The organism is Streptomyces sp. NPDC048462, assembly GCF_043200175.1.
Classification (GTDB): Bacteria; Actinomycetota; Actinomycetes; order Streptomycetales; family Streptomycetaceae; genus Streptomyces.
On record NZ_JBICXG010000022.1, the window covers coordinates 17,467 to 42,790 of the forward strand.

The window sequence follows — 25,324 nt, forward strand, 5'->3', positions numbered from 1 at the left end:
ATTGCGCCGTCACGTATGAACGGCCGCTATCGATTCTGCCAGGGCGGCAGGGTTCCCGTAACCGCTCTCAGCCCCTCCTGTACCGCCGCTCCCTCGGATACCCGTCAGCCACCCAGTTTCATCAGGAGCGGAGGGGCGTGCCGGCCGTCGACCGTGGTGAGGGAGACCACCGCGTGGCCCGCCGCCAGTTCGTAGGCGAGCCCCGAGGCGGACCAGCGTTCCCGTTCGACCTGGCGCACGGTCACGGCGTCCGTGGTCACCGCCTTGCCGGTGGCGAACTTCCGCAGGGCGTGCAGGGCCCGGGTGAGCGGCTGGTCGGCGAAGACGCCGTGCTGGGCGACCTCACGGACCTCCACCCATTCCTTGCCCCAGGCCTCGGCGAAGCGTTTCCCGTCCCAGGTGGAGACACCGGAGAAGGCCATGCTGCAGCCGACCGAGCCGAGCAGCGCGGTGTGCAGCGGCTCGGGCACGTCTTCCAGGGTCCGCAGGGCGAGGACCGCCCCCGCGTTGACGGACCGCAGCCGGCGGATGCCCCGGACGGTCTCGGCGGTGATGGTGTGGGTGGCGTCGTCCAGGACCAGGCAGACGAACAGCGAGCGGTCCGAGCGGGCCGCGGTGATCGCGTTGAACTGGGCGAGGACGAGGCGGGCCAGTACCTGGGACGCCTCCGCGTGGGCGCGCTCGGGGAGATCGATGCGCACCCGCAGCGGGTGCTGTTCAAGGGAGCGCAGCGAGAACGGCCGGGCGTCCTCGCCGGTGGCGAAGAATCCGGCGAAGGCCGGCCGGTCGAGGACCGCGATCCGGTCGGCCAGGACGGCGGCCGGATCCCCCGCGCCGCCCGCCTGCCGGGCCCGCGCGTCCAGCTCGCGCAGCATCGCGTGCCCGCCGGCCACCTCCAGGGCCTGGCGCAGCGCGGTCAGCGCGGGGACGGACCCTTCGAGGAGCTCGCGGAGTTCGGGCACGCCGGGGAACCTGCCGTGGACGGCGCGGTAGGGCCCGAGGAGGCGGCCGAGCACGGTGCCCGCGCGCCGGCTGTCCAGGCCGGGGAGGTCACCGACCAGCCCTTCCGCGAGGGTGGCCGCTGCCTCGTCGGGGTCGGTGGTGCCGCCGTAGAGGTCGAAGTCGTGCACGGAGGCGGGGTCCCCGATCCGGACGACGACGTCGTAGGCGTCGTCCGGTCCCAGCTGTGCGCCCGCGCCGCCGACGGCGAGCACCGCCGCCTGGCCGGTGAGCGCCCCGATGGCGAGGGATTCGATGACCGGCCGGACCACCCCGGCGGTCTTGCCCGAGCCGGGCGGGCCCACCGCCAGGAGCGAGGTGCCAAGCGACGCGGGCTCCAGGGCCAGGCCCGAACCGCGGCGCGGATAGGGGTTGCGCGGGTCGTCCGCGCAGCCGCCGATCCGGACCTGGCCGGTGAGCGGGTCGTGCGGGGCGGTGCGCAGCGGGAGATCGCGGTCGCCCGAGGGGTGCAGATAGGCGCCCGCGCCCTTGCGCAGCACGGTCTCGGTGAAGGAGGCGAGGCGGTCGGGGCGGGTCCGGGCGACGGCCCAGGCGTGCCGCAGCCGTACGCAGTCGACGTCGTTCATCCGGCCGGTGCGCACGGCGGCGGTCAGCGCCTCCGCCGCGTCCATCCGGCCCGCGGCCCGCAGCTCGGGCCAGTCCGCCGGGGCGGGGCCGGTCTCGGGGGCCGTCCGGGGGCGGTCGGGGACTGTTCCGGGCCGCTCCGGCTCCTGGTCGCGCAGGCGTCGCAGGAAGGGGCCGAGCTCCTTGGACCACTGGCCGATCCTCGCGAAGGGCCAGACGATCGCGGTGCCGATCAGTGCGTAGAGCACGATCGAGACGAGCAGCGCCGCGTACTGGTTGCCGCCGCCCTGCATCCAGCTGGTGGGCACGGCGGGCAGGACGACGTCGGCGAGCGGCACCCGCCGGGTCCAGACGAGCCAGACGGTGAGCAGCGCGCCGGCCACCGTGGTCAGGAACCTGGCCCGGTCCAGGCGGTCTCCCGCGAAGTAGCGGAAGAGGTCAGCCCAGGCACCGATCCGGGCGGCCCAGAAGCCGAGGGCGAGCACGAGGAGCTGGTAGTAGAGCGTGGTGGAGTTGACCACCAGGGCGGGCGCGTCCTTACGGAGGCCGCCGAAGGACCACCACTCGGGTCCGGTGATGATCTCGATCGGCTTGAAGACGTAGGGGACGGCGCGCTCGGTGAGCAGCAGCCACAGCAGGAGCCACAGGACCAGCGTGGCGGCCGGTCCGACCAGGGAGGGGCGCGGCGGCCGCTCGGCGGGCCTGGGCACGTAGGCATAGCGCCACACGCCGGGATCGCTGTCGGGGCGCGGCGTGTTCAGCCAGTCGGCGGTGGGCGATCCCGGCCCGGCGGGGCGGTGCTGGACCGGCATCGCGGCGGGGCGCGCCGGCCCCACCGTCGGCAGGAACGCGGGCGGGGCCGTCGGCGGCGGCCCCGGCGGGCGCGCGGGAGGCGGTCCGGCCGGGTGCGGCACAGAGCCCTTGGGGTGGCCGGCGCGGCCGTCGGGCGGCTGCGCACCCCGCGTGCCCCGGGTGCCGTGCGTGCCTTCGTTGTCCATGAACCGTTGCCCCCTGACCAGCCAGGTCCGACCGCTGCACGGCCAATCTAGTGCGCGGACACGGGGAGTTCAGCAACGCGCCCGGATAGTGACGGGGAACGGGCCGCCTCGCCCCCGTACCGCGTTCCGTCCATCCCCGTACCGCGTTCTGTCCGTCGCGGACAACGACACCCCCGCCACCACTCCCGATCGGAGCATGCCCGCGCACCGTCCCCACCCCTAGCCTGCAGAAACCGAAGCGTCCGAAACACCCCCCAGGAGCCCCGCATGACCGCAATTCCGCAGGAGCGCCGCGTCGTCACCGCCATTCCCGGCCCGAAGTCGGTGGAGCTGCAGGCCCGCCGCCTCGCCGCGGTCGCCGCCGGTGTGGGCTCCACACTGCCGGTGTTCACCGCCCGTGCCGGTGGCGGGATCATCGAGGACGTGGACGGCAACCGGCTGATCGACTTCGGTTCCGGTATCGCGGTGACGTCGGTCGGCGCCTCCGCCGAGGCCGTGGTGCGGCGGGCGTCCGCGCAGCTCGCGGACTTCACCCACACCTGTTTCATGGTCACTCCGTACGAGGGGTACGTCGAGGTCTGCGAGCAGCTCGCCGAGCTGACGCCGGGCGACCACGCGAAGAAGTCCGCGCTGTTCAACTCGGGCGCCGAGGCCGTCGAGAACGCGGTGAAGATCGCCCGCGCCCACACCAAGCGCACCGCCGTCGTCGTCTTCGACCACGGCTACCACGGCCGGACCAACCTCACCATGGGCATGACGGCGAAGAACATGCCGTACAAGCAGGGCTTCGGCCCGTTCGCGCCCGAGGTCTACCGGGTGCCGGTGGCGTACGGCTACCGCTGGCCGACCGGTGCGCAGAACGCCGGGGCCGAGGCGTCCGCGCAGGCCATCGACGAGATCACCAAGCAGATCGGCGCGGACAACGTCGCAGCCATCGTCATCGAGCCGGTACTCGGCGAGGGCGGGTTCATCGAGCCGGCCAAGGGCTTCCTGCCGGCGATCGCGCGGTTCGCCAAGGACAACGGCATCGTCTTCGTCGCGGACGAGATCCAGTCCGGCTTCTGCCGCACCGGCCAGTGGTTCGCCTGCGAGGACGAGGGCATCGTCCCGGACCTGATCACCACCGCCAAGGGCATCGCGGGCGGCCTGCCGCTCTCGGCGGTCACCGGCCGCGCCGAGATCATGGACGCCGCGCACGCGGGCGGCCTCGGCGGCACCTACGGCGGGAACCCGGTCGCCTGCGCGGGTGCGCTCGGCGCCATCGAGACGATGCGCGAGCTGGACCTGAACGGGAAGGCGAAGCGCATCGAGGAGGTCATGAAGGGCCGCCTCGCCGAGATGCGGGCCAAGCTGCCCAACGGCGACATCATCGGTGACATCCGGGGCCGGGGCGCGATGATCGCGATCGAGCTGGTGCAGTCCGGCACCAAGGACCCGAACCCGGCTGCGGCCGCGCAGCTCGCCAAGGCCTGCCACGCCGAGGGCGTGCTGGTGCTCACCTGCGGCACGTACGGCAACGTCCTGCGCTTCCTGCCGCCGCTGGTGATCGGCGAGGACCTGCTGAACGAGGGCCTCGACGTGATCGAGCGGGCGTTCGCCGGCGTCTGAGGCGTGCGGGCCCCGGAGCGGCGCGGCGTTTCCTCCGGGGATGCCCGGCGCCCTGGTGAGGGCCTGTGAAGAAGGTGTGCGGGGGCGATGGCGGGATAACGTTGCCGCTGTCGGACCCCCCACCGCCTGACGTACGGTTTGCGCAGATGAGAGAAACACCCCGCCCGCAGGGGACTGCCGGCGACACCGGGTCGGAGCTCCACCGGCACCGCCCTGGTTGTGCCTTCGCGCACACCACTGGAGCTTCGGGCTCCGGAACTCCTCACCGATCGGATGGCCGCCCGTCCCACACCCCCCGGGGCGCGCGGCACACCGGTCCGACCGTCCGCCCCGGAACAACCCCCCCTGTTCCGGGGCGGACGGCTCTTCTCGTTTCGGTGGTCTCCGGCCTGCTGGCCCTGTTCGCCCTCACCACCTGGCAGATCGCGGCCGACGGCCCGCTGCGCGGCCTCGACGAACGCACCGGCCGGGCCCTGGTGGGCCGGGGTCCGGCGGGGCTCACCGAATTCCTCGCGGATCTCGGCAACACGCAGGTCGCGCTCCCGGTGCTGGGCTGCGCGATTGTCTGGTCACTGGTGCGCGGTGCGCGCCGCGCCCCGGCCACGGCGGCGCTCACCATGGCCGCGGTGCCGCTGCTCGTCGTCCCGCTCAAGGACTGGATCGCCCGCCCCGGGCCGCTGACCGACGCCACCGGCTACTACCCCTCGGGCCACGCGGCGACCGCGGCGGTGGCGTACGGGGCCGCGGCGCTGCTGCTCGCCCCGTACCTGCGGCGCTCATGGATGATGCCCGTGGCCGCCGTCCTGCTGACGGCGGCGACGGGCATCGGTCTGGTGCTGCGCGGCTACCACTGGCCGCTGGACGTGCTGGGCAGCTGGTTCCTGTGCGGGCTGCTGCTCATGCCGCTGGTGACGGGGCGTTCTCAGCCGCCGAAGTAGGCGTCGAAGTTCTTCGAGAACTCCCAGTTGTTGAAGCGGTCCCAGTTGATCGACCAGGTCATCAGTCCGCGCAGTCCGGACCAGGTGCCGTGGGTGGCGTACGAGCCGCAGTCGGTCTTCTTCGTCAGGCAGTTCAGCGCCTTGGTCACCTCGGCGGGCGAGGTGTGGCCGTTGCCCGCCTGGGTGGAGGCCGGCAGACCGATCGAGACCTGGTCGGGGCGCAGCCCCGGGAAGACCTTGGTCTGGTCGCCCGCCACCGGGAAGCCGGTCAGCAGCATGTCGGTCATCGCGATGTGGAAGTCGGCGCCGCCCATCGAGTGGTACTGGTTGTCCAGGCCCATGATGGAGCCCGAGTTGTAGTCCTGGACGTGCAGCAGGGTGAGGTCGTCGCGCAGCGCGTGGATCACCGGGAGGTAGGCGCCGGCGCGCGGGTCCTGGCCGCCCCAGGGGCCCGAGCCGTAGTACTGGTAGCCGAGCTGCACGAAGAAGGTCTCGGGGGCCATGGTCAGGACGAACTTGTCGCCGTACTTGGCCTTGAGGGTCTTGACCGCGGAGATCAGGTTGACGATGACCGGCGTGGTGGGGCTGCGGAAGTCGGTGTCGCCGGTGTTCAGCGAGAGCGAGTGGCCCTCGAAGTCGATGTCCAGGCCGTCCAGACCGTACTCGTCGATGATCTTGCTGACCGAGGAGACGAAGGTGTCGCGGGCGGCGGTGGTGGCGAGCTGCACCTGTCCGTTCTGGCCGCCGATGGAGATCAGCACCTTCTTGCCGGCGGCCTGCTTGGCCTTGATGGCCGCCTTGAACTCGGCCGCCGACTCGACGTTCGGGCACTCGGCCACCGGGCAGAGCGAGAAGCGGATGTCGCCCGAGGTGACGGAGGTGGGTTCACCGAAGGCGAGGTCGATGACGTCCCAGGAGTCGGGCACGTCCGCCATCCGCGTGTAGCCGGAGCCGTTGGCGAAGCTGGAGTGCAGATAGCCGACGAGGGCGTGGGCCGGCAGGGACGTGCCGCCCTCCCCCCCGCTGCCGCCGGTCTTGGTGGTGGCGGGCACCGCGGCGGACTTGGCGGACTCGCCCGCCGCGTTGGTCGCGGTGACCTGGAAGCTGTACGCGGTCGAGGCGGCGAGGCCGGTCACGGTCGCGGAGGTGCCGGTGGTGGAGAGGACCTTCGTGCCGCCCCGGTAGACGTTGTAGCCGGTGGCGCCCGAGGAGGCGGTCCAGGACAGCGGGACCGAGGAGGCGGTGGCGGTGCCCGCCTTGAGGCCCGCCGGTACCGCCGGGAGGGCGACCGGGTCGCCGCCGGGGCCGACGAGGCTGAGGTCGTCGGCGTAGTAGGCGGGCGTGCCGTACCAGCCGTGCGTGTACACCTTGACCGAGGTGGTGGACGCGCCGGTCTTGAAAGTGGTGGTGAGCTTCTGCCAGGCCCCGGCGGACTGCGTCCAGGTGGACACGTCCGTCGTGCCGGTGCCCTCCGCGCCCAGGTAGACGTAGCTGCCCTGCACCCAGGTGCTCAGCGTGTACGTGGAGTCCGGCTTGACCGTGACGGCCTGGGAGCACTTGGCGTAGTCGCTGCCGGCCGGGGTCGCCTTCAGCGCCGAGGTGCCGCCGTGCACCGGGGTGCTGACAACGGCTCCGCTGCCGCCGGTACAGCTCCAGCCGTCCAGGCCGGCCTCGAAGGTTCCGTTGCGCGCCAGCTCGGCGTCGGCCGCCGCGGCGCTCGGCGCCGAGGCCGCCAGGCCGCCGGCGGCCAGCAGGGCGGCCGTGAAGGCGGCCAGCAGTCCGGTAATGCGGGCAGGGGGTCCCGTACGTTCCACAACGGCCTCCGTGCAGGGGGGAATTGGGTGGCCACAACATGGTCCAGACCAATCCGGTTGTCAAGACCTCTGGCAGCCACCCCGCTATTCCCGGCTCCCCGCCGCAGCCTCGTGCATCGCCAGTTCCAGCAGCGTGGCGTCGGTGAGCGTGCCCGAGCCGTCCGGCGGAATCAGCCAGCGGACCCCGCCGGCGGCGGACCGCCCTGGGTGGGGCACCACGATCCAGGTGCCCTGACCTGCGCCCCGCACCCCCGTCCCGATCCAGCGGTCGACGGTGCCCGGCGGCACGAAGAACCCCATGCGGGCGTCACCGAAGTCGGCGAGGACCGGCCCCGGCCGGTCGATGAGCCGGGTGAGCACATCGAGCGTCGGGTAGCCCAGCGCCCCCGGCAGGATCAGCACGTCCCAGCGCCGGCCGGCGGGCAGGAGCGCGATCCCCCGCGGATTGCGCTCCCACTCCCACCGGCAGGCGTCGGGGTCCGGTGCCACCGACACAAGCCACTCGACCGCTGCCCTGACTCCCGAGCCAGCCATGACCCGCCTCCGTTCCGTATGCGCACCCGCGGGGAGTCGCGGGTGCGTTCACGGGAGAGAGAGCGGTGGGGCCGATCCATTACGCGGGTTCGGCTACCAACCGGTAGTGAACTGGGTCACGCCCGGCTCAGCTGTCGAAGCCCAGCCCCAGCCGGTCCATCGTGCGCAGCCACAGGTTGCGGTGGCCGCCGTTGTCGTCGGCGCGGGCCAGGGAACGCTTCGTCAGCTCGATCCCGGCCCATGCGAAAGGCTCCGGCGGAAACGGCATGGGCTTGCTGCGCACCATCTCCAGCGCGGTCCGCTCCGTCTCCTCGCCGGCCAGCAGGTCGAGCATCACATCGGCGCCGAACCGGGTGGCCCCGACGCCGAGTCCGGTGTATCCGGCGGCATAGGCGACCCGGCCCTGATGGGCGGTGCCGAAGAAGGCGGAGAAACGGGAACAGGTGTCGATCGCGCCGCCCCAGGCGTGGGTGAACCGCACTCCCGCCAATTGCGGGAAGCATTCGAAGAACTGCCCGGCGAGCTTCAGGAACGTTTCCGGCCGCTGGTCGAGAGAGGCACTGAGCCGGCCCCCGTACGGATAGATCGCGTCGTATCCGCCCCACAGGATCCGGTTGTCGGCGGAGAGCCGGAAGTAATGGAACTGATTGGCACTGTCGCCGAGTCCCTGCCGGTTCTTCCAGCCGATCGCGGCGAGCTGTCCGGCGGTCAGCGGCTCAGTCATCAGCGCGTAGTCGTAGACCGGGACGGTGTACGGGCGTACCCGCTTCACGAGCGAGGGGAAGATGTTCGTGCCGAGGGCGACCCGGCGCGCGAGCACCCTTCCCTGCGGCGTGCGGACCGCCATTCCGGTTCCGGTTCTGGCCAGCTCCAGGCCTCGGGTGTGCTCGTAGATCCGGACACCCAGGTCGAGGCAGGCCTGCTTCAGGCCCCAGGCGAGCTTGGCCGGGTGGAGCATCGCCACCCCACGGCGGTCCCAGAGGCCACCCAGGAATGTCGGTGAGTCGACATGGGCGCGCAACGCGTCACCGTCCAGGAACTCGACGCCGCCAAAGCCGCGCCGCTCCAGCTCCTGGTGCCATTCCCGCAGCTCTTCGAGCTGGTGGGGCTGGGTGGCGACATCGATCTCACCGGTGCGTTCGAATTCGCAGTCGATGCCGTAGCGGGCGACCGCCTCCTCGATGGCGTCGAGGTTGCGCGCGCCCAGCTCCTCCAGCTTCTCGATCTCGCCGGGCCAGCGCTCCAGCCCGTTGGGCAGGCCGTGGGTGAGGGAGGCGGCGCAGAATCCGCCGTTGCGGCCCGAGGCGGCCCAGCCCGTCTCGTGCCCCTCGATCAGTACGACATCGCGTTCCGGTTCGCGCTCCTTGGCGAGCAGCGCGGTCCACAGTCCGCTGTAGCCGGCCCCGATGACGAGGAGGTCGCAGTGCTCGTCGCCGGTGAGCGCCGGGAGCGCTTCGGGCCTGCCTGGGTCGTCCAGCCAGAACGAGACCGGCTTCGCGTCGGCGATTGACTGGGCGGCGGTGCTCATGGCAACTGGGGCCATGTTTTCCAACTCCTTCGGGACTTTCAGGGTCGTGCGCTGTTCTTTCGCCGGTTCGCTATCAGCTGGCCGGCGAGAACCACCAGTACCGCAATGATGAACATTGCCGTACCGATGACGTTGATCTGCACGGGCGTGCCGCGCTGTGCCGATCCCCAGACGAACATGGGGAACGTCACGGTCGAGCCCGCGTTGAAATTGGTGATGATGAAATCGTCGAAGGAGAGCGCGAAAGCGAGCAGCGCTCCCGCGGCGATTCCCGGGGCGGCGATCGGCAGGGTAACCCGCACGAAGGTCTGCACGGGCCCCGCGTAAAGGTCGCGCGCCGCCTCCTCCAGCCTCGGGTCCATAGACATCACGCGCGCCTTGACCGCCGTCACCACGAAGCTGAGGCAGAACATGATGTGCGCGATGAGGATCGTCCAGAAGCCCAGCTGCGCGCCCATGTTGAGGAACAGGGTGAGCAGCGAGGCGGCCATGACGACCTCGGGCATCGCCATCGGCAGGAAGATCAGCGAGTTGATCGCGCCGCGCGCCCGGAAGCGGTAGCGGACCAGGGCGAACGCGATCATCGTGCCGAGCACGGTCGCGCCGACCGTGGCCCAGACGGCGATCTGGAGGGAGAGCGAGAGCGAGCCGCACATGTCGGCCACCCCGCAGGGGTCCTTCCAGGCGTCCACCGAGAAGCGCTGCCAGGAGTAGTTGAACCGCCCGTTGGGCTTGTTGAAGGAGAACACCATCACGACGATGTTCGGCAGGATCATGTAGGCGAGGGTCAGCAGACCCGCGATGACGATGATGTGGCGTCGCAGCCAGCGCAGTACGGGCATCAGACCAGGTCCTCCGTCCCGGAGCGGCGGATGTAGACAGTGACCGCGATCAGTACGACCGCCATCAGGATGAAGGAGAGCGCGGCCGCCGTCGGATAGTCCAGGACGCGCAGGAACTGGGTCTGGATGACGCTGCCGACCATCTTGGTGTCGGTGGAGCCCAGCAGTTCCGCGTTCACGTAGTCACCGCTGGCCGGGATGAAGGTCAGCAGGGTGCCGGAGACGACGCCCGGCATGGAGAGCGGGAACGTCACCTTGCGGAAGGTGGTGGCGGGGGTGGCGTAGAGGTCCCCGGCCGCTTCGTGCAGCCGGCCGTCGATCCGCTCCAGCGAGGTGTAGAGCGGCAGGATCATGAACGGCAGGAAGTTGTACGTGAGGCCGCAGACCACGGCCATCGGGGTGGCCAGTACCCGGTTGGACTCGGTCCAGCCGAGCCAGCTGGTGACGTCCAGGACGTGCAGGGTGTTCAGTACGTCGACGACGGCGCCGCCGTCCGCGAGGATCGTCTTCCAGGCGAGCGTGCGGATCAGGAAGCTGGTGAAGAACGGTGCGATGACCAGCACCAGCACCAGGTTGCGCCAGCGGCCGGCCTTGAACGCGATGAGGTAGGCGAGCGGGTAGCCGAGCAGCAGGCACAGGATCGTCGCGGTGCCCGCGTACAGCAGGGACCGGACGAACTGCGGGTAGTAGTCGGCCAGCGCGTCCCAGTACGTCTGGAAGTGCCAGGTGACCTCGAACCCCTTCTCCAGGGATCCGGTCTGGACGGAGGTCGAGCCCTGGTAGATCAGCGGCAGCGCGAAGAAGACGACGAGCCACAGGATGCCGGGGAGCAGCAGCCAGTAGGGGACGAGACGCTTGCGGGTGGAGGGCTTGCGCACCTTCGGCTCCTCGGCGGGAGCGGGTGGCGCCTCCTGGGTGACGCTCACGCCGCGTCCTCCACCGTCTCCACGCCGGCGGCGATGTCCTGGGTGGCGTCCAGGCCGAAGGTGTGCGCCGGGTTCCAGTGCAGGACGACCTCGGCCCCGGGGGTGAGCCTGGAATCGCGCTCGATGTTCTGCTCGTACACCTGGAGCGACTTGCCCGCCGGGCTCTCCACCACGTACTGCGTGGAGACGCCGATGAAGCTGGAGTCGACGATCCGTCCGGTGACCCGGTTGCGGCCGTCCGCTATCGCGTCGGCGTCGTCGCGGTGCGCGAGGGAGATCTTCTCGGGGCGGATGCCCAGGAGCAGCTTGCCGCCCTGCGCGGTCGGCGCGGGACATCGGTCACTGGGCAGCCGCAGCTTCCCGCCGCCGGCCGATACGACGAGGTCGGCGCCGGCGGCGACGACCTCGCCCTCGATGAGGTTCGAGGTGCCGAGGAAGTTGGCGACGAACGTCGTCCGGGGGTTCTCGTAGAGGTCGGCGGGGTTGCCCAGCTGCTCGACCCGGCCCGCGTTCATCACCGCGACGGTGTCGGCCATGGTCATGGCCTCCTCCTGGTCGTGGGTGACGTGGACGAACGTGATGCCGACCTCGGTCTGGATGCGCTTGAGTTCCAGCTGCATCTGGCGGCGGAGCTTGAGGTCGAGGGCGCCGAGCGGCTCGTCCAGGAGCAGCACCTGGGGGTGGTTGATCAGGGCGCGGGCGACGGCGACACGCTGTTGCTGGCCGCCGGAGAGCTGGTGGGGCTTGCGCCGGGCGAAGTCGCCGAGCTCGACGAGCTCCAGCATGTCGTCGACCTGCTTCTTGACCGACTTGATGCCGCGCCGTCGCAGTCCGAAGGCGACGTTCTCGGTGATGTCGAGGTGCGGGAAGAGCGCGTAGCTCTGGAAGACCGTGTTGACGGGCCGCTTGTACGGGGGGAGGGCGGTGATGTCGCGGCCGCCGAGCGAGACGGTGCCGGTGGTGGCCTCCTCCAGGCCCGCGATCATCCGCAGGGTGGTGGTCTTGCCGCAGCCGGACGCGCCGAGCAGCGCGAAGAAGGAGCCTTGCGGAACGGTCAGATCGAGCGGTTGCACGGCGGCGAAGGAGCCGTACGTCTTGCTGATCCCGGTGAGGCGGACATCGCCGCCTGTCTGCTGCTGTGTCATGGAGGGCGGTCCCAGTGGTGTCAGAGGGAGATCGGGTGTCTTCGGGACGGGGGCGGTGTCAGGCGCCGATGAGCTTGGCGAACTTCTCCTCGTACGCCGTCTCTTCCTCGGCGGTCAGGGACCGGAAGGCGTGCGAGGCGGCCGCCATCTTCTTGTCCGGGAGAATCAGCGGGTTGTCGGCCATCGACTTGTCGATCTTGGCGAGTTCCTCGCGGACGCCGTCGACCGGGCAGACGAAGTTGATGTACGCGGCGAGCTCGGCGGCGACCGGCGGCCGGTAGTAGTGGTCCATGAGCTTCTCGGCGTTGGTCTTGTGCCGTGCCTTCACCGGGACCAGCATGTTGTCGCTGGATATGACGTAGCCCGCGGCGGGTATCGCGTACTTGATGTCCGGGTTGCCGGCCTGGAGCTGGATGATGTCGCCGGCCCAGGCGACGCAGGCGGCGATGTCGCCCTTGTCGAGGTCCGCGGTGTAGTCGTTGCCGGTGAACCGGCGGATCTGGTTGCGGTCGACGCCCTTCTGGATCCGGCCGATCGCGGCGTCGTAGTCGGCGTCGGTGAAGGTGGCGGGGTCCTTGCCCATGTCGAGCAGGGTCATGCCGATGGAGTCTCGCATCTCCGAGAGGAAGCTGACCCGGCCCTTGAGTTCGGGGTCGTCGAGCAGCTGGCTGACGGAGTCGATCCTGCGGCCGCCGGTCGCCTTGGAGTTGTAGGCGATGACGGTGGGGATGCCGGCCCAGGGGTAGGAGTAGGCGCGGCCCGGGTCCCAGTCCGGGGAGCGGAACTGGGCCGAGAGGTTGGCGTAGGCGTTCGGCAGGTTGGAGGCGTCGAGCTTCTGCGCCCAGCCGAGCCGGACGATACGGGCGGCGAGCCAGTCCGTGACGCAGATGATGTCGCGGCCGGTGTCCTGGCCGGCCGCGAGCTGCGGCTTGATCTTGCCGAAGAACTCGACGTTGTCGTTGATGTCCTCGGTGTACTTGACCTTGATCCCGGTCCGCTCGGTGAACTGCTCCAGAGTGGGCCGGTGCTTGCCGTCGTCGGTGACGTCCATGTACTCGGTCCAGTTGGAGAAGTTGACCTGCTTCTCCTTGGCCGAGTGGTCGTCGGAGGCGGCTGCGGCGTCCCCCTCCCGCTTCGCGGGAGGGATTCCGCACGCGCCGAGCAGGCCGAGCCCGCCGAGTGTGAGCGCGCCGGTGCCGGAGGCGCGCAGCAGTGATCGGCGGGTGAGGGCTCCCCTGCCGCTGGTCAGAGTGCGACGCATCGCGGCCAGCTGGGCCGCCGAGAGACGCTCGGGCTCGTACTGCTCCATGCGCGTTGCCCTTTCGGGTGGGTGTGCGGCCGGACTGGCCGGGTTATCGGTCCCCGAAGATCGTGCGGTGCCAGTCCTTGCGGGCGACCGCGGTGTTGTCGTACATGACGTGCTTGACCTGCGTGTACTCCTCGAAGGAGTACGACGACATGTCCTTGCCGAAGCCGCTGGCCTTGTATCCGCCGTGCGGCATCTCGCTGATGATCGGGATGTGGTCGTTGACCCAGACACAGCCCGCCTTGATCTCGCGGGTGGCGCGGTTCGCCCGGTACAGGTCGCGGGTCCAGGCGGAGGCGGCGAGCCCGTAGGGGGTGTCGTTGGCCAGCTCGATGCCCTCGTCGTCGGTGTCGAAGGGCAGGACGACCAGGACCGGGCCGAAGATCTCGGCCTGGACGATCTCGCTGTCCTGGGCCGCGCCGGCGATGAGGGTCGGCCGGTAGTAGGCGCCGTCGGCCAGTTCGCCGCCGGGGGCCTCGCCGCCGGTGACGACGGTGGCGTAGGCGCGGGCGCGCTCGACGAATCCGGCGACCCGGTCGCGCTGGGCGTGGCTGATCAGCGGGCCGAGGTCGGTGTCCGGGGCGAACGGGTCGCCGACCCGGACGGTCTCCATCAGCTCCGCGACGCCCTGTACGAAGGCGTCGTACAGCGGGCGCTGGACGTAGGCCCGGGTGGCCGCCGTGCAGTCCTGGCCGGTGTTGATGAGGGAGCCGGCGACCGCGCCGTTGACCGCGGCCTCCAGGTCGGCGTCGTCGAAGACGACGAAGGGGGCCTTGCCGCCAAGTTCGAGGTGGAGGCGCTTGACGGTGGAGGTGGCGATCTCCGCGACCCGCTTGCCGACGGCGGTGGAACCGGTGAAGGAGGTCATCACGACGTCGGGGTGGCCGACGAGGTGTTCGCCGGCGTCCTTGCCCGCACCGTTGACGATGTTGATCACGCCGTCCGGGATGCCGGCCTCGGTGGCCGCCTGCGCGAACATCAGCGAGGTCAGCGGGGTGATCTCGGCGGGCTTCAGCACGATGGTGTTGCCCGCGGCGACGGCCGGAAGGATCTTCCAGGCGGCCATCTGGAGCGGGTAGTTCCAGGGGGCGATGGAGCCGATGACGCCGATCGCCTCACGCCGTACGTACGAGGTGTGGTCGCCGTCGTACTCGGCGGCGGACTTGCCCTCCAGGTGGCGCGCGGCGCCCGCGAAGAAGGACGCGTTGTCGACGGTGCCGGGCACGTCGAACTCGGTGGAGAGCTTGACCGGCTTGCCGCACTGGAGGGACTCCGCGTACGCGAAGTCGTCCGCCTGCCGGGCGAGGACCGAGGCGAACCGGTGCATCGTCTCGGACCGCTCGGCCGGGGTGGCGCCCGACCAGCCGGGGAACGCCTCCCGCGCGGCGGCGACGGCCGCGTCGACGTCGGCGGTGCCCGCGAGCTCGTAGGTGTGGACGGTCTTGCCCGTGGCCGGGTTCACCACGTCGTGACTGCGTCCCGAAGTGCCGGGTCGCAGTCTTCCGCCGATGTACTGCGCGCCGTCCGCGAAGCGGTCCTGTACCTGGAAGCTGTTGCCCATCACGCTCTCCTCCGCCGCTGTTCCCGGAGTACGGGGCGGCGTAGCTTCTGCTCGATTTGAGTGCCGATCCTGACAGAGGGGACCCAGCCCAACAAGTGATTCCGTTGTTGCCTTTTGGTTACGCAACGGAATCTGTCGACCATGTGTCGCGTCAGTGCGGAATTCCCCGTACGTAGTGTCAGTGGCGAATGCCAGACTCACGTGTCATGGAACACATGAACGACCTCGTGGCGCGGGCCGGGCGGGGCGAGAAGGTGAAGTACCTGAGGTTCTGGGGGCACCGGCCGCGGGCCGACGGGGAGATCGGTGCGAGCTGCCTCAGCCAGTGGTGGCCGTCGCCGTTCACGGTCGACGGGGTGACGTACGCGTCGGCCGAGCACTGGATGATGGCCGGCAAGGCGCGGCTGTTCGGCGACGCGGAGGCACAGGCCCGTGCGGTGGCGGCCAGGAGCCCGGCCGAGGCGAAGAAGACGGGCCGGCTGGTGCGCGGCTTCGACGAGGCGGTCTGGGAGCGCGAGCGGTACGGGCTGGTGGTGACGGGCAGCCTGCACAAGTTCGGCCAGGATCCGGCGCTGCGGGAGTTCCTGCTGTGCACGGGCGAGCGGGTGCTGGTGGAGGCGAGCCCGATGGACCGGATCTGGGGGATCGGGCTGGCTGCGGACGATCCGCGTGCGCAGGACCCGGCGGCCTGGCTGGGGCTGAATCTGCTCGGCTTCGCGCTGATGGACGCGCGGAAGGGGCTGCGGGAGGGCACCGGCCGGATATGAAACGGCCCCTGGGGTGATGCGGGAGCCCCGGGCGGGCGGCGCTGCGCCCGCCCGGGGCCGACGGCACTGCCGTTAGCGGATCACACTGGCGAACGGGGATCCGGCGACCGGCGAATCAATGACCTGCGAGGCCGAGTACGGCTCGTAGTCGTAGCCGCTGTCGTCATCGGCGTCGCTCGCGATGGCCCAGATGACCAGTCCCAGGAACACGGCACTGACGACGATCCCGACCGAACCGAGGATGACACCGGCGAGGGCCACTCCCCCGTTGTCGGCCTCGCCCCGGCGGACCCGGCCCCGGCCTATCAGGCCGAAGATCAGCGCGAGGACGCCGAGTATGATCCCGAGCCCGTACAGGCAGAAGAGCGCCACCGCGATGATGCCGAGCACCATCGAGGCGATCCCGAGCCCGTTCGCGGGCTGCGGCCCCCAGGCGTTCTGGCCGTAGCCGGGGTAGCCCGGGTAGCCGCCGCCGTACTGCGGGGCCTGCGGGGCCGGGTAGCCGTACTGGCCGGCGGGCTGCTGCGACGGCGCCCCCGGGTACCCGTACTGACCGGCGGACGGCGGGCTCTGCTGACCCGGGCCGTTGGGACCGACGGGCGGTGGCGGCACGGACTCCGGGCCGTACGGGCCGCCGGGGCCCGACGGCTGCCCCGTACCGGCCGGGGGGCCGAAGCCGGGCGCGGGACCGGCGGAGCCGGCCTGCGGTCCGTCGATGCCCGGCATCGCGCTGACGGTCGGCTGGTCGTGCACGGCCGGCGGACGGGCGTCCGACGGGCTGTTCTTCTCCAGCGGCACCCTGTTGTCCGGCGGAGCCCACGGATCGCGCGGCACGGCCCTGTCCTCGGGCTGCTCTGTGTTGTCTGACATGGGCCTCCCCCATCGTGATGCCCGTCATGCTACGGCTAGGGTCTTTCGTTTGGATCAGGCTGGATCGGGGAGCGGGGTCCGGTGTCGTGCATCGCAAGGCGGAGGATTGAGGCAACGCGGAGCCGTTGGTGAGTGACGACAACGCCGCGAGGTGCGGCGCCGGACCCCGCGAGCCCAGCATGATCCGGACGAGAGGCCCTTGCCTCCGTCCTACGATGACTTCCGTCCGCCGCCCGGTTCCCACCTGTGTCCGGGCCCCGCGCCACCCCCTGCTCCCGGAGGATCCGTTGTCCGATCTGCACCCCTTCATCGCGGGGCTGCCCAAGGCCGAGCTGCATGTTCACCACGTCGGTTCGGCCTCGCCCCGCATCGTCGCGGAGCTGGCCGCGAAGCACCCCGACTCCAAGGTCCCCACCGCCCCCGAGGCGCTGGCCGACTACTTCTCCTTCACCGACTTCGGGCACTTCATCGAGGTCTACCTCTCGGTCGTGGACCTGATCCGCACCCCGGAGGACGTCCGGCTGCTGACCTTCGAGGTCGCCCGCGACATGGCACGGCAGAACATCCGCTACGCGGAACTGACCGTCACCCCGTTCTCCTCGACCCGGCGCGGCATTCCGGAACAGGGCTTCATGGAGGCAATAGAGGACGCCCGCAAGGCGGCCGAGGCCGAACTCGGGGTGGTGCTGCGCTGGTGCTTCGACATCCCGGGCGAGGCCGGGCTCGAATCCGCCGAGGAGACCGCCAGGCTCGCCGTCGACCTGCGGCCGGAGGGGCTCGTGTCCTTCGGCCTCGGCGGGCCCGAGATCGGGGTGGACCGCCCGCAGTTCAAGCCGTACTTCGACCGCGCCATCGCGGCGGGCCTGCACTCCGTGCCGCACGCCGGCGAGACCACCGGACCGGAGACGATCTGGGACGCGCTGACCGCGCTGCGCGCCGAGCGCATCGGCCACGGCACCAGCTCCGTCCGCGACCCGAGGCTCCTGGAGCACCTCGCCGAGCACCGGATCGCGCTGGAGGTCTGCCCCACGTCGAACATCGCGACCCGCGCGGTGGCGGACATCGAGGAGCACCCGGTCAAGGAGATGGTGAAGGCCGGTGTGCTGGTCACGATCAACAGCGACGACCCGCCCATGTTCGGCACCGACCTGAACACCGAGTACGGGGTGGCGGCCCGCCTCCTGGGGCTCGACGAGCGGGGGCTCGCCGGACTCGCGAAGAACGCCGTCGAGGCGTCCTTCCTCGACCCGGCCGGCAAGCGCGGGCTGGCCGAGGAGATCGACACGTACACCACGAGCTGGCTGGCGGACACCGGCCGGTGACCCCTGCCGGTGACAATGGCCCCATGGCCACCCCTGTCACCGCCGTCGCCCATCGCGGCGATCCGTACCGTGTCCGCGAGAACACCCTCGCCTCGATCCGCTCCGCCCTCGACCGGGGGGCGGACGCGGTGGAGATCGATGTCCGGGTCACCCGGGACGGTGTGCCCGTCCTGCTGCACGACGCCACGCTGGAGCGGCTGTGGGGTCATGACGTGCGGCTGGACCGGCTCACCCGGCAGGAGCTGAGCGAGCTGACGGCGGGCGGTGTGCCGACCCTGCGCGAGGCGCTGCTCGCCGCCGGGGCGCACCGCGTCATGGTCGATCTGCCCGGCTCCACCGAGGACTCGGTGCGCAGGACCGTCGGGACGGTACGGGAGTGCGGGGCCGGGGAGCGGGCCTACTACTGCGCGGGCCCGGAGGCGATGCTTCGGGTCCGGGCCGCCGATCCGTCCGCCGAGATCGCGATGACCTGGACGACCCTCGTACCGCCCCGGGCCGCGCTGCTGGCGGCGGTGCGGCCGCGCTGGCTGAACTACCGGTTCGCCCTGGTGAGCCGGGAGCTGACGGACCGCAACCACCACGACGGGCTGCTGGTCTCGGCCTGGACGGCGGACACCGGGCGCACCATGCGCAGGCTGCTGCGGGACGGGGTGGACTCCATCACCACCAACCGGGTCGATGTACTGCACAAGCTGATCGCCAACTCCCCGGACCACACCTCCCCTTGATCGGTCCGGCATCATGGACGCCACCTCATCGTCCCGATGCCAGGCCGGCACCCGAGGAGCAGACGTGTCCGTCCCCCACCGCAACTCCCTCCCCGCCCAGGTCCGTATCGACGTCGCGCACAACGCCCGGGTCTGGAACTACTGGCTCGGCGGCAAGGACCACTTCCCGGTGGACCGGGCCGTCGGAGACCGGGTCACCGGCATGTATCCCAGCATCAGAGAGGTGGCGCGGGCCGACCGGGCGTTCCTGGGCCGGGCGGTGCGGTATCTGGCCGGTGACGCGGGCATCGGCCAGTTCCTGGACATCGGAACCGGTCTGCCGACCGCGGACAACACCCACGAGGTCGCCCAGCACACCGCGCCCGACGCCCGCGTGGTGTACGTCGACAACGACCCGATCGTCCTGGCGCATGCCCGCTCGCTGCTCACCAGCTCGCCGGAGGGCGCGAGCGAGTACATAGAGGCGGATGCCCGCGACCCGGAGCGGATCCTGCGGGCGGCCCGGCCGACGCTCGACCTGGACCGGCCGGTCGCGGTCATGCTCCTGGGCATCCTCAACTTCGTCCTCGACACGGACGAGGCGCTGCGCATCGTGCGGCGGCTGATGGACGCGGTGCCCTCCGGCAGCTACCTGGTCCTCACCCACCCCACGCTGGAGCTGGGCGGCGAGGGCAACGAGGCGGCGATGCGGTTCTGGAACGAGAACGCCACGCCCCCGATCACCGCCCGCAGCCGCTTCGAGTTCGCCGCGTTCCTGTCCGGTCTCGACCTCGTCGAGCCGGGCATCGTCTCGTGCGCGCGCTGGCGCCCCGCGCCCGGCACCCGGGCCGCCGAGGTGGCCCAGTTCGGCGCCGTGGCCAGAAAGCGCTGAGGGCACCGGGTGCACATACGGGATGTCACGGCGCGGGCCCTCACAGCCGGGCCGCGCACCGTCGACCTGCTCATCGCCCTGCTGGTGCAGGCCGCCGTCACCATGCCGTTCGTCGTGCCGCGCGCCCCGGACCTGCCGGCCGCGACCTGGACGTCGTACGGGCTCACGACCCTGCTGGTGCTGCCGCTGATCGCCCGCCGCCGGGCACCCGTCGCGGTGCTGATCGCGGTGCTCGCGGCCGGCGCCCTGTACAAGTTCGCCGTGGACGGGCCGGGGCAGCCGCTCACGTACACCGGGCTGGTGGCGTTCTACACCGTCGCCGAGCTCTCCTCGCCGCCGAAGCGGCTCGCGATCGCGCTGGTCACGGCGCTGGGCGTGCTGGGCTCGACCGGGATCGACAGCGCCGACATGCGGGAGCTGCTGTTCTCCCTGTTCGTGTTCGCCGCGGCCTACGCCTGCGGGCGGCTCGCCGTGACCCGGAAGGCGTATCTGCGCGCGGTGGAGGACCGGGCCCGCCAGCTGGAGCTGACGCACCGCATCGAGGCCGAGCAGGCCGCGACCCGTGAAGGGGCCCGGATCGCCCGGGAGATGCACGACATCCTGTCCCACGCGGCGAAGGGTGAGGGCATGGACGCCACGGCGATGAGGACGGTGGTGGCCGCGTTCGGGGCGCCGGACGAGGAGTGAGGCGGGGCGCGTGCGACGCCCCGGGGCCGCCCGGATCCGGCGTTCGGATCCGGGCGGCCCGGTGGCAGCGGCGGGGCGGGGAGCCCGCACCGCCGGGCGTCACCTGCTGTTACCGCTCCCCCGCGCGGCAGCCCCGTCGATCACGAACTGCGATCCGGGTTCGACCAGGACGTCCCCGTCGCGCGAGCCGCTGATCGTCACACCGGTGAGCGTGGCGCCGCCTCGCGCGCCGCCCATGGCGAGGATGCCGGAGCCGTTGGCGGAGCCGGAGATCTTCACGTTGCTGACCTGGACGTCCGGCATGGCGCCGCCGCCGGTCTTGAACTGGATGCCGTCGTACGTCGAGTCCTCGATGTCGGTGTCGCGGATGGTGACACCGGGGATGTCGGAGCCCTGTGCGAAGAGGGTGATCGCGCCGAACTCCTGGTCCTCGTTCCAGAACGCGCCGCCGGTGCGGTAGAGCCCGTTGTTCGCGATCAGGGTCTGTCCGGAGAAGGGCACCGGGTCGTGATCGGTGGCCAGCATGATGCCGGGGTAGTTCATGGTGTCGTACACCAGGTTGTTCTCGATGCTGTTGCCGTAGCCGCCGTAGACCGCGATGCCGTTGGCCCGCCACGGCAGCTGCACGGTGTTGTTGCTGAAGACGTTGTCGTGGCCGACGTCGGTCGAGGGGTCCTTGACGTACTTGCTCGCCCACACCGCCAGCGCGTCGTCCCCGGTGTTGCGGAAGGACGAGTCGGTGACGGAGGAGTTGCGGGTGCCGTTGGTGAAGTTGATGCCGTCCGCGTAGGTGTCGCGGATGCGCATCCCGCTGAACTCGAGGCCGTCGCCGGGTCCCCACAGCTCCGGGATGTTGGTGTAGTCGCGGCCGACCCAGGCGGCGACGTTGGCGTGCTCGATCCACACATTGCTGATCTTGGTGTTCTTGCCGAAGCGGCCGTTGAGACCGACGCCGCCCTCGGCGTTGCCGTCACCGCCCCGGATGGTGCCGGAGCCGAAGATCGCGATGTCGGAGATCTTGGTGTTGTCGTCGATGTCGAAGCCGAAGTTGCCCTCGTGCGGGTGGTTGATGCCGCCCGCGTCCTGCGGCGGGGTCAGCGTGTACAGCTGCGAGTGCCACATGCCGGCACCCCGGATCGTGACGTCACTGATGCCGACCTGGTTGTACTCGCCCCGGTTCAGCGGGTCGTCGGTAAGGATCTTCTGCTCCTGCCGCCACTGCCCGGCCGGAATCCACACGCAGTCGATGTCGCCGTTCTGGTCGGCGGTGACGGCCGCCTGGATCGCGTCGGTGTCGTCGTTCCCGTCGTCGGGGACCGCCCCGTACTCGGTGATCGAGGTGCACTCGGCGGGCTTGCTCGCGGGCGGCGCCACCTGCTCCAGGTCGACCAGGTCGACGACGTAGTACGCGGCGTCGTCACCGGCGTCCCGCTGGAGCTTGAAGGTGGTTCCCTCGGGATACGTCTTGTCGAGCAGCGCGTGCGACTCGTCGAACAGCCGCCGCGCGTCGCCGCCGGGGGTGTTCGTCAGCCCTTCCGGCTGGTCGGTGTTGCCGTACAGCCAACTGTGCTTGGACGACAGGTCCAGCTTCTGGACGAACACGCCGTCGGCGTAGAGGCTCAGCGTCTTCTCCTGGCCGCCGCCGCCCGGGGCGTCGGGTATGGAGTTGCGGACGACGATGGAGTTGGTGCTGCCGGTCGAGGTGAACTCCACGTGCTCACCCGTGGAGTCGAGGCGGACCGACTCGCGCCCCGATGACTCGGTGGCGAAGTTGGTGTGCCCGAAGGTGCGGGTGGCGTCCGCCTCCAGCAGGGTGCCGTCGTAGGTGCTGTCCTCCGCCTCGTACTCGGTGAACGGGGTCGAGGCGCCCCGGGCGGCGGCGGACGCTTCGGGGGCCACCGGCGCCGCGTGCGCGGCGGTCGGTACGAGCCATGCGGCGGTCAGTACGGCGCCGAGGGTGACGGCGGTGCTCCGCCGGTTCCAGTCTCTCCTGGTCACAGCGTTCCTCTCGATGTGGGGGGATGGTGCGTGGGGTACGGGTCCGCGCTAGTTGCCGCTGCCCGGCTGCGGCCAGGCGGTGCAGTCGTCCCAGGTGGTGTCCCAGCCGGTGTTGCCGCCGCCGTCGGTGAGCGTGAAGGTGCCCGAGCCCTCGGGGTAGGGGCAGTTGTAGACACCGGCCGCGCCGACCCCGGTGGCGGTGACGTTCGACATCGTCACCGCGCCGGGCGTCTCGGCCTGCACGACGACCGTGCCGACCCCGTCGACGGCGGAGCCGTCGACCGTGACGTTCCTGACGTCCTTGCCGGTGCCGCCGCCCGAGACGAACTCGTAGGCGCTGTAGGGGCTGTCCTTGATGGTGGTGTCGGTGATGTTCACGTTCGCCTCGATGGCGCTGTCGTACGCGTCCACGCGCAGCGCGCCCATCGGGTGGCCCCAGTTGGGGTTGATGGCCCCCGTGCGTACGAGGGTGTTCCCGGCGACGGTGATGGTGCCGCCGAGGGGGAAGAACGGGTCGGCGAACTTCTGGTTGGAGATGGCGATGCCGCTGCCCAGCGCGTTGGTGTCGCTGATCAGGTTGTCCTTGACGGTGATGTCGCTGCCGCCGTAGATGGCGATGCCGTTCGCCAGGTTGGGCTGGGAGATGGTGTTGTTCGCGAAGGTGGAGCCGGTGTCGGCGGCGTTCAGCGACCACATGGCGAGCGAGTCGTCGCCCTGGTTGCGCAGGAAGTTGTCGCGCACCTGCACGCCGTGGGCGCTGCCGTTGAGGTTCAGGCCGTCCGCGGTGGTGTCGAGGATGCGGTTGTTCTCGACGACCAGGTTGTCGTTGTCGCCGGTCAGCCAGAGGCCGACCTTGAGGTGCTGCAGCCACATGCCGCTGACCCGGGAGTCCGGGCCGAGGGAGCCGTTGACGAAGTTGTCCGGGTTGCTGTCGACCCGCTCGGTGACCTCTCCGATCACCGCGAAGTCCTTGATGGTGACCTTGCCGGCCGAGCCGCTCTGGTTGATGAACCGCGAGGCGTGCACGACCGAGTGCCAGCTGCCCGCGCCCTGGATCGTCACGTTCTCGACGCCGCTCAGCTCGGAGTCCAGCCTGAAGTCGCCCGCCGGGATCCACACCGTGCCGCCGGCCGCCTTCGCCTCGGTGATCGCGTCGCGGAAGGCCTGCGTGGAGTCCTGCTGCCCGGTGGCGTCGGCGCCCTTGTCGACGACGGAGACCGCGCCGGACGGCTCGGCGGCGGGCCCGTCGACCTGTTCGAAGTCGGCCACGTCGACGGTGACCTCGGTGGCGGCGGCCTCCAGCTTCACCTTGTCGCCCGCCTGGAGGTCGCGCCCGAGCAGCAGGCGGGCGTTGTCGAAGAGGTGGTGGGTCTTGGCGCCGGCGATCCAGGGGGTGTCGACGTAGCTGTACTTGGAGGTGACGGCCAGCGACGCGTCGAGCTTCGTGCCGTTGACGTAGACGGCGAGTGAACCGCTCTGCCCGTCGGGCACGTTGTAGGCGACGTTCACCGCGTTGGCGGCCGCGCCGAGGGTGAACTCGACGCTCTGCCCGCTGCTCAGGCGCACCGCCTGCCGGCCCGAGGCCTCGGAGGCGAGGGTGCCCTGGGTGTGGTCGGGCCCGATCTTCTGGCCGGTGGTGGTGGCGGACTCCGCCTCGGTGGAGCTGAACGGGAGGGTGGCGCCGGCGGCGGCGACCGTTGCCGGCTCGGGGGCCCGCTGGGCGGAGGCCTGGCCGGTGACGCCGATGACGGTGCCCACGAGGGCGACGGCTACGGCGAGGACGTACGAACTGCGCGTGGGGGATGACGTGCGCATGACACTCCATTCCTACTGTGACTGGTGCTTCCTGGTGGGGGAGGTGGGGGGCGGGGGAAGCGCCTGACACTCAAGCATCACGAACACATGAGCACAAGATGTCGCGCAGGTATCGCAAATTATTGACAGTGCAGCGAAACAACCAACTGGCGCCCGGGTGCGGGGTGCGCGGAACGCGTCGCACGCCGGGCCGCAGCACGAGGAACCGGCACCACGCGCATTCCGCGCAGTGCCGGTTCCTGGTGCTCAGTACCCGCCGAAATCCCTGGTCATGGGCGAGCGGGGCGGTGCCTCACAATCCGACTATGGAGTTCCACTTCTTGGCGAACTCGGTGCGCTCCTCGGAGGTGATGTCGCGGGCGATGGCGAGCCGCTTGCGCATGGCGTCGTCGGGGAAGATCAGCGGGTCCTCGGCGAGTGCGGCGGTCTCCTCGTCCTTGGAGGAGGCCAGCACCTCGCGGGCGGCCGGGACCGGACACACGTAGTTGACCCAGGCCGCCAGTTCGGCGGCGACCTCGGGCTCGTAGTAGTAGTCGACGAGCTTCTCGGCGTTGCGCTTGTGGTGGGCGAGGTTGGGGATCATGAGCGACTCCGCCCAGAGCTCGGCCCCCTCCTGCGGCACGACGAACTCGATCTCGGGGTTGTCCGCCTGGAGCTGGATGACATCGCCGGAGTAGGCCTGGCAGGCAAGCACATCGCCGGTGGAGAGGTCCTTGATGTAGTCGTTGCCGGTGAAACGGCGAATGTGCTTGGTCTTCACCAGCTTCTCCACCTGGTCGCAGATGTCGTAGAAGTCGTCGCGCTTCCAGCGGGTGATGTCGACGCCGTTGCCCTGCATCAGCAGCGCGAAGGACTCGTCGAGCCCGGACAGCAGCGTCACCTTGCCGCGCAGGTCGTGCGCCCACAGGTCGCTCAGGTGCTTGATCTCGCGGCCCAGCTTCTTGCGGTTGTACGCGATGCCGGTGATCCCGGACTGCCAGGGCACGCTGTGGGTGCGGCCCTTGTCGAAGGCGGGCGAGCGCAGCTGCGGATCGAGGTACTTGGCCACGTTGGGCTGCTTGGCCCGGTCCATCTCCTGGACCCAGCCGAGCCGGACGAAGCGGGCGGCCATCCAGTCGCTGATGACGACGAGGTCGCGCCCGGTCTGCTGGTGGTTCATCAGCGCGGGACTGATCTTCCCGAAGAACTCGTCGTTGTCGTTGATCTCCTCGGTGTACGTGACGGAGATCCCGGTGCGCTTGCTGAACGCGTCCAGGGTGGGCCGCTTCGACTGGTTCTCGTCGTCGGTGTCGATGTAGAGCGGCCAGTTGGCGAAGTGCAGGGTGTGGTCACTGGCGGAGGAGTCGCGCCCGGCCCGGTCGCCGGGCTTCACATAGGCGGCGGGCACACCGCAGCCGGCCAGCGCGGCACCGGCCGTCCCCGCCCCGAGGGCGCGGAGCACGGACCGGCGGGACATGGGGTTCTTCGGGATCGCTCGCACCT

Annotated in this window: 19 protein-coding genes and 1 pseudogene; 7 read left to right on the plus strand and 13 right to left on the minus strand. The window is 70.6% G+C overall.

Annotated elements, in window-relative coordinates:
- Positions 1-104 precede the first annotated feature (104 nt).
- Entirely contained in the window at positions 105-2,582 is a 2,478-nt protein-coding gene (locus ACGFU6_RS29285) for an ATP/GTP-binding protein (protein ID WP_393615255.1), read from the minus strand.
- Between the two features lie 267 nt (positions 2,583-2,849).
- Between ACGFU6_RS29285 and gabT the strand changes: the two genes are divergently transcribed.
- Both gabT and ACGFU6_RS29295 read left to right on the plus strand, forming a co-directional pair.
- A complete protein-coding gene (gabT, locus tag ACGFU6_RS29290) occupies positions 2,850-4,190 on the plus strand; it encodes a 4-aminobutyrate--2-oxoglutarate transaminase (RefSeq protein WP_393615257.1) in 1,341 nt (446 codons plus the stop codon).
- Positions 4,191-4,567: 377 nt separating this feature from the next.
- Positions 4,568-5,128: a phosphatase PAP2 family protein gene (locus ACGFU6_RS29295; RefSeq protein ID WP_393615259.1), complete on the plus strand. Its 561-nt coding sequence runs from the start codon at positions 4,568-4,570 to the stop codon at positions 5,126-5,128.
- Here ACGFU6_RS29295 and ACGFU6_RS29300 read toward each other — a convergent pair.
- From ACGFU6_RS29300 to ACGFU6_RS29335, 8 genes are all read right to left on the minus strand, one after another.
- Complete coding sequence (locus tag ACGFU6_RS29300) at positions 5,113-6,942, minus strand: chitinase (RefSeq protein ID WP_393615261.1); 1,830 nt, start codon at positions 6,940-6,942, stop codon at positions 5,113-5,115. The genes ACGFU6_RS29295 and ACGFU6_RS29300 overlap by 16 nt on opposite strands.
- Positions 6,943-7,026: 84 nt before the next feature.
- Complete coding sequence (locus ACGFU6_RS29305) at positions 7,027-7,476, minus strand: hypothetical protein (RefSeq protein WP_123523242.1); 450 nt, start codon at positions 7,474-7,476, stop codon at positions 7,027-7,029.
- A 127-nt stretch (positions 7,477-7,603) separates the two neighbouring features.
- Positions 7,604-9,019, minus strand: a complete 1,416-nt coding sequence (locus ACGFU6_RS29310; protein ID WP_393615263.1) for an NAD(P)/FAD-dependent oxidoreductase — start codon at positions 9,017-9,019, stop codon at positions 7,604-7,606.
- 23 nt (positions 9,020-9,042) lie between these two features.
- Positions 9,043-9,846: an ABC transporter permease gene (locus ACGFU6_RS29315; RefSeq protein WP_123523244.1), complete on the minus strand. Its 804-nt coding sequence runs from the start codon at positions 9,844-9,846 to the stop codon at positions 9,043-9,045.
- Positions 9,846-10,772: an ABC transporter permease gene (locus ACGFU6_RS29320; protein ID WP_073739145.1), complete on the minus strand. Its 927-nt coding sequence runs from the start codon at positions 10,770-10,772 to the stop codon at positions 9,846-9,848. The genes ACGFU6_RS29315 and ACGFU6_RS29320 overlap by 1 nt, the downstream gene beginning before the upstream one ends.
- On the minus strand, positions 10,769-11,917 hold the full coding sequence (locus ACGFU6_RS29325; protein WP_393615265.1) for an ABC transporter ATP-binding protein: 1,149 nt from the start codon (positions 11,915-11,917) through the stop codon (positions 10,769-10,771). The genes ACGFU6_RS29320 and ACGFU6_RS29325 overlap by 4 nt, the downstream gene beginning before the upstream one ends.
- A 58-nt stretch (positions 11,918-11,975) precedes the next feature.
- Positions 11,976-13,226: a spermidine/putrescine ABC transporter substrate-binding protein gene (locus tag ACGFU6_RS29330; RefSeq protein WP_393615267.1), complete on the minus strand. Its 1,251-nt coding sequence runs from the start codon at positions 13,224-13,226 to the stop codon at positions 11,976-11,978.
- 43 nt (positions 13,227-13,269) lie between these two features.
- On the minus strand, positions 13,270-14,784 hold the full coding sequence (locus tag ACGFU6_RS29335) for a gamma-aminobutyraldehyde dehydrogenase (RefSeq protein ID WP_393615268.1): 1,515 nt from the start codon (positions 14,782-14,784) through the stop codon (positions 13,270-13,272).
- Between the two features lie 215 nt (positions 14,785-14,999).
- On the opposite strand from ACGFU6_RS29335, the gene ACGFU6_RS29340 reads away from it, so the two are divergent.
- Positions 15,000-15,551, plus strand: coding sequence for an NADAR family protein (locus tag ACGFU6_RS29340; protein WP_393615380.1), 552 nt, complete (start codon positions 15,000-15,002; stop codon positions 15,549-15,551).
- Between the two features lie 72 nt (positions 15,552-15,623).
- Here ACGFU6_RS29340 and ACGFU6_RS29345 read toward each other — a convergent pair whose 3' ends face one another.
- Positions 15,624-16,421 (minus strand): DUF4190 domain-containing protein, encoded by a 798-nt coding sequence (locus ACGFU6_RS29345; protein ID WP_393615269.1) that lies wholly within the window; start codon positions 16,419-16,421, stop codon positions 15,624-15,626.
- 287 nt (positions 16,422-16,708) lie between these two features.
- Here ACGFU6_RS29345 and ACGFU6_RS29350 point away from each other — a divergent pair, with 287 nt between their 5' ends.
- From ACGFU6_RS29350 to ACGFU6_RS29365, 4 genes are all read left to right on the plus strand, one after another.
- Positions 16,709-17,743: an adenosine deaminase gene (locus ACGFU6_RS29350; RefSeq protein WP_393615270.1), complete on the plus strand. Its 1,035-nt coding sequence runs from the start codon at positions 16,709-16,711 to the stop codon at positions 17,741-17,743.
- A gap of 23 nt (positions 17,744-17,766) precedes the next feature.
- Positions 17,767-18,471, plus strand: coding sequence for a glycerophosphodiester phosphodiesterase (locus ACGFU6_RS29355; protein ID WP_393615272.1), 705 nt, complete (start codon positions 17,767-17,769; stop codon positions 18,469-18,471).
- A 64-nt stretch (positions 18,472-18,535) separates the two neighbouring features.
- Positions 18,536-19,342 carry an SAM-dependent methyltransferase gene (locus ACGFU6_RS29360; protein WP_393615274.1) on the plus strand — a complete coding sequence of 269 codons (807 nt, stop codon included), beginning with the start codon at positions 18,536-18,538 and terminating at the stop codon, positions 19,340-19,342.
- 9 nt (positions 19,343-19,351) lie between these two features.
- Entirely contained in the window at positions 19,352-20,029 is a 678-nt protein-coding gene (locus ACGFU6_RS29365) for a hypothetical protein (RefSeq protein ID WP_393615275.1), read from the plus strand.
- Between the two features lie 99 nt (positions 20,030-20,128).
- Here ACGFU6_RS29365 and ACGFU6_RS29370 read toward each other — a convergent pair whose 3' ends face one another.
- The 3 genes and pseudogenes from ACGFU6_RS29370 to ACGFU6_RS29380 all read right to left on the minus strand — a co-directional run bounded on the left by ACGFU6_RS29370 (position 20,129) and on the right by ACGFU6_RS29380 (position 25,298).
- Positions 20,129-22,027, minus strand: coding sequence for a glycosyl hydrolase family 28-related protein (locus ACGFU6_RS29370; protein ID WP_393615277.1), 1,899 nt, complete (start codon positions 22,025-22,027; stop codon positions 20,129-20,131).
- Between the two features lie 51 nt (positions 22,028-22,078).
- Positions 22,079-23,842, minus strand: a pseudogene (locus ACGFU6_RS29375) (glycosyl hydrolase family 28-related protein); the annotation flags it as partial.
- Positions 23,843-24,134: 292 nt separating this feature from the next.
- A complete protein-coding gene (locus tag ACGFU6_RS29380; protein WP_393615382.1) occupies positions 24,135-25,298 on the minus strand; it encodes a spermidine/putrescine ABC transporter substrate-binding protein in 1,164 nt (387 codons plus the stop codon).
- Between the last annotated feature and the right edge of the window lie 26 nt (positions 25,299-25,324).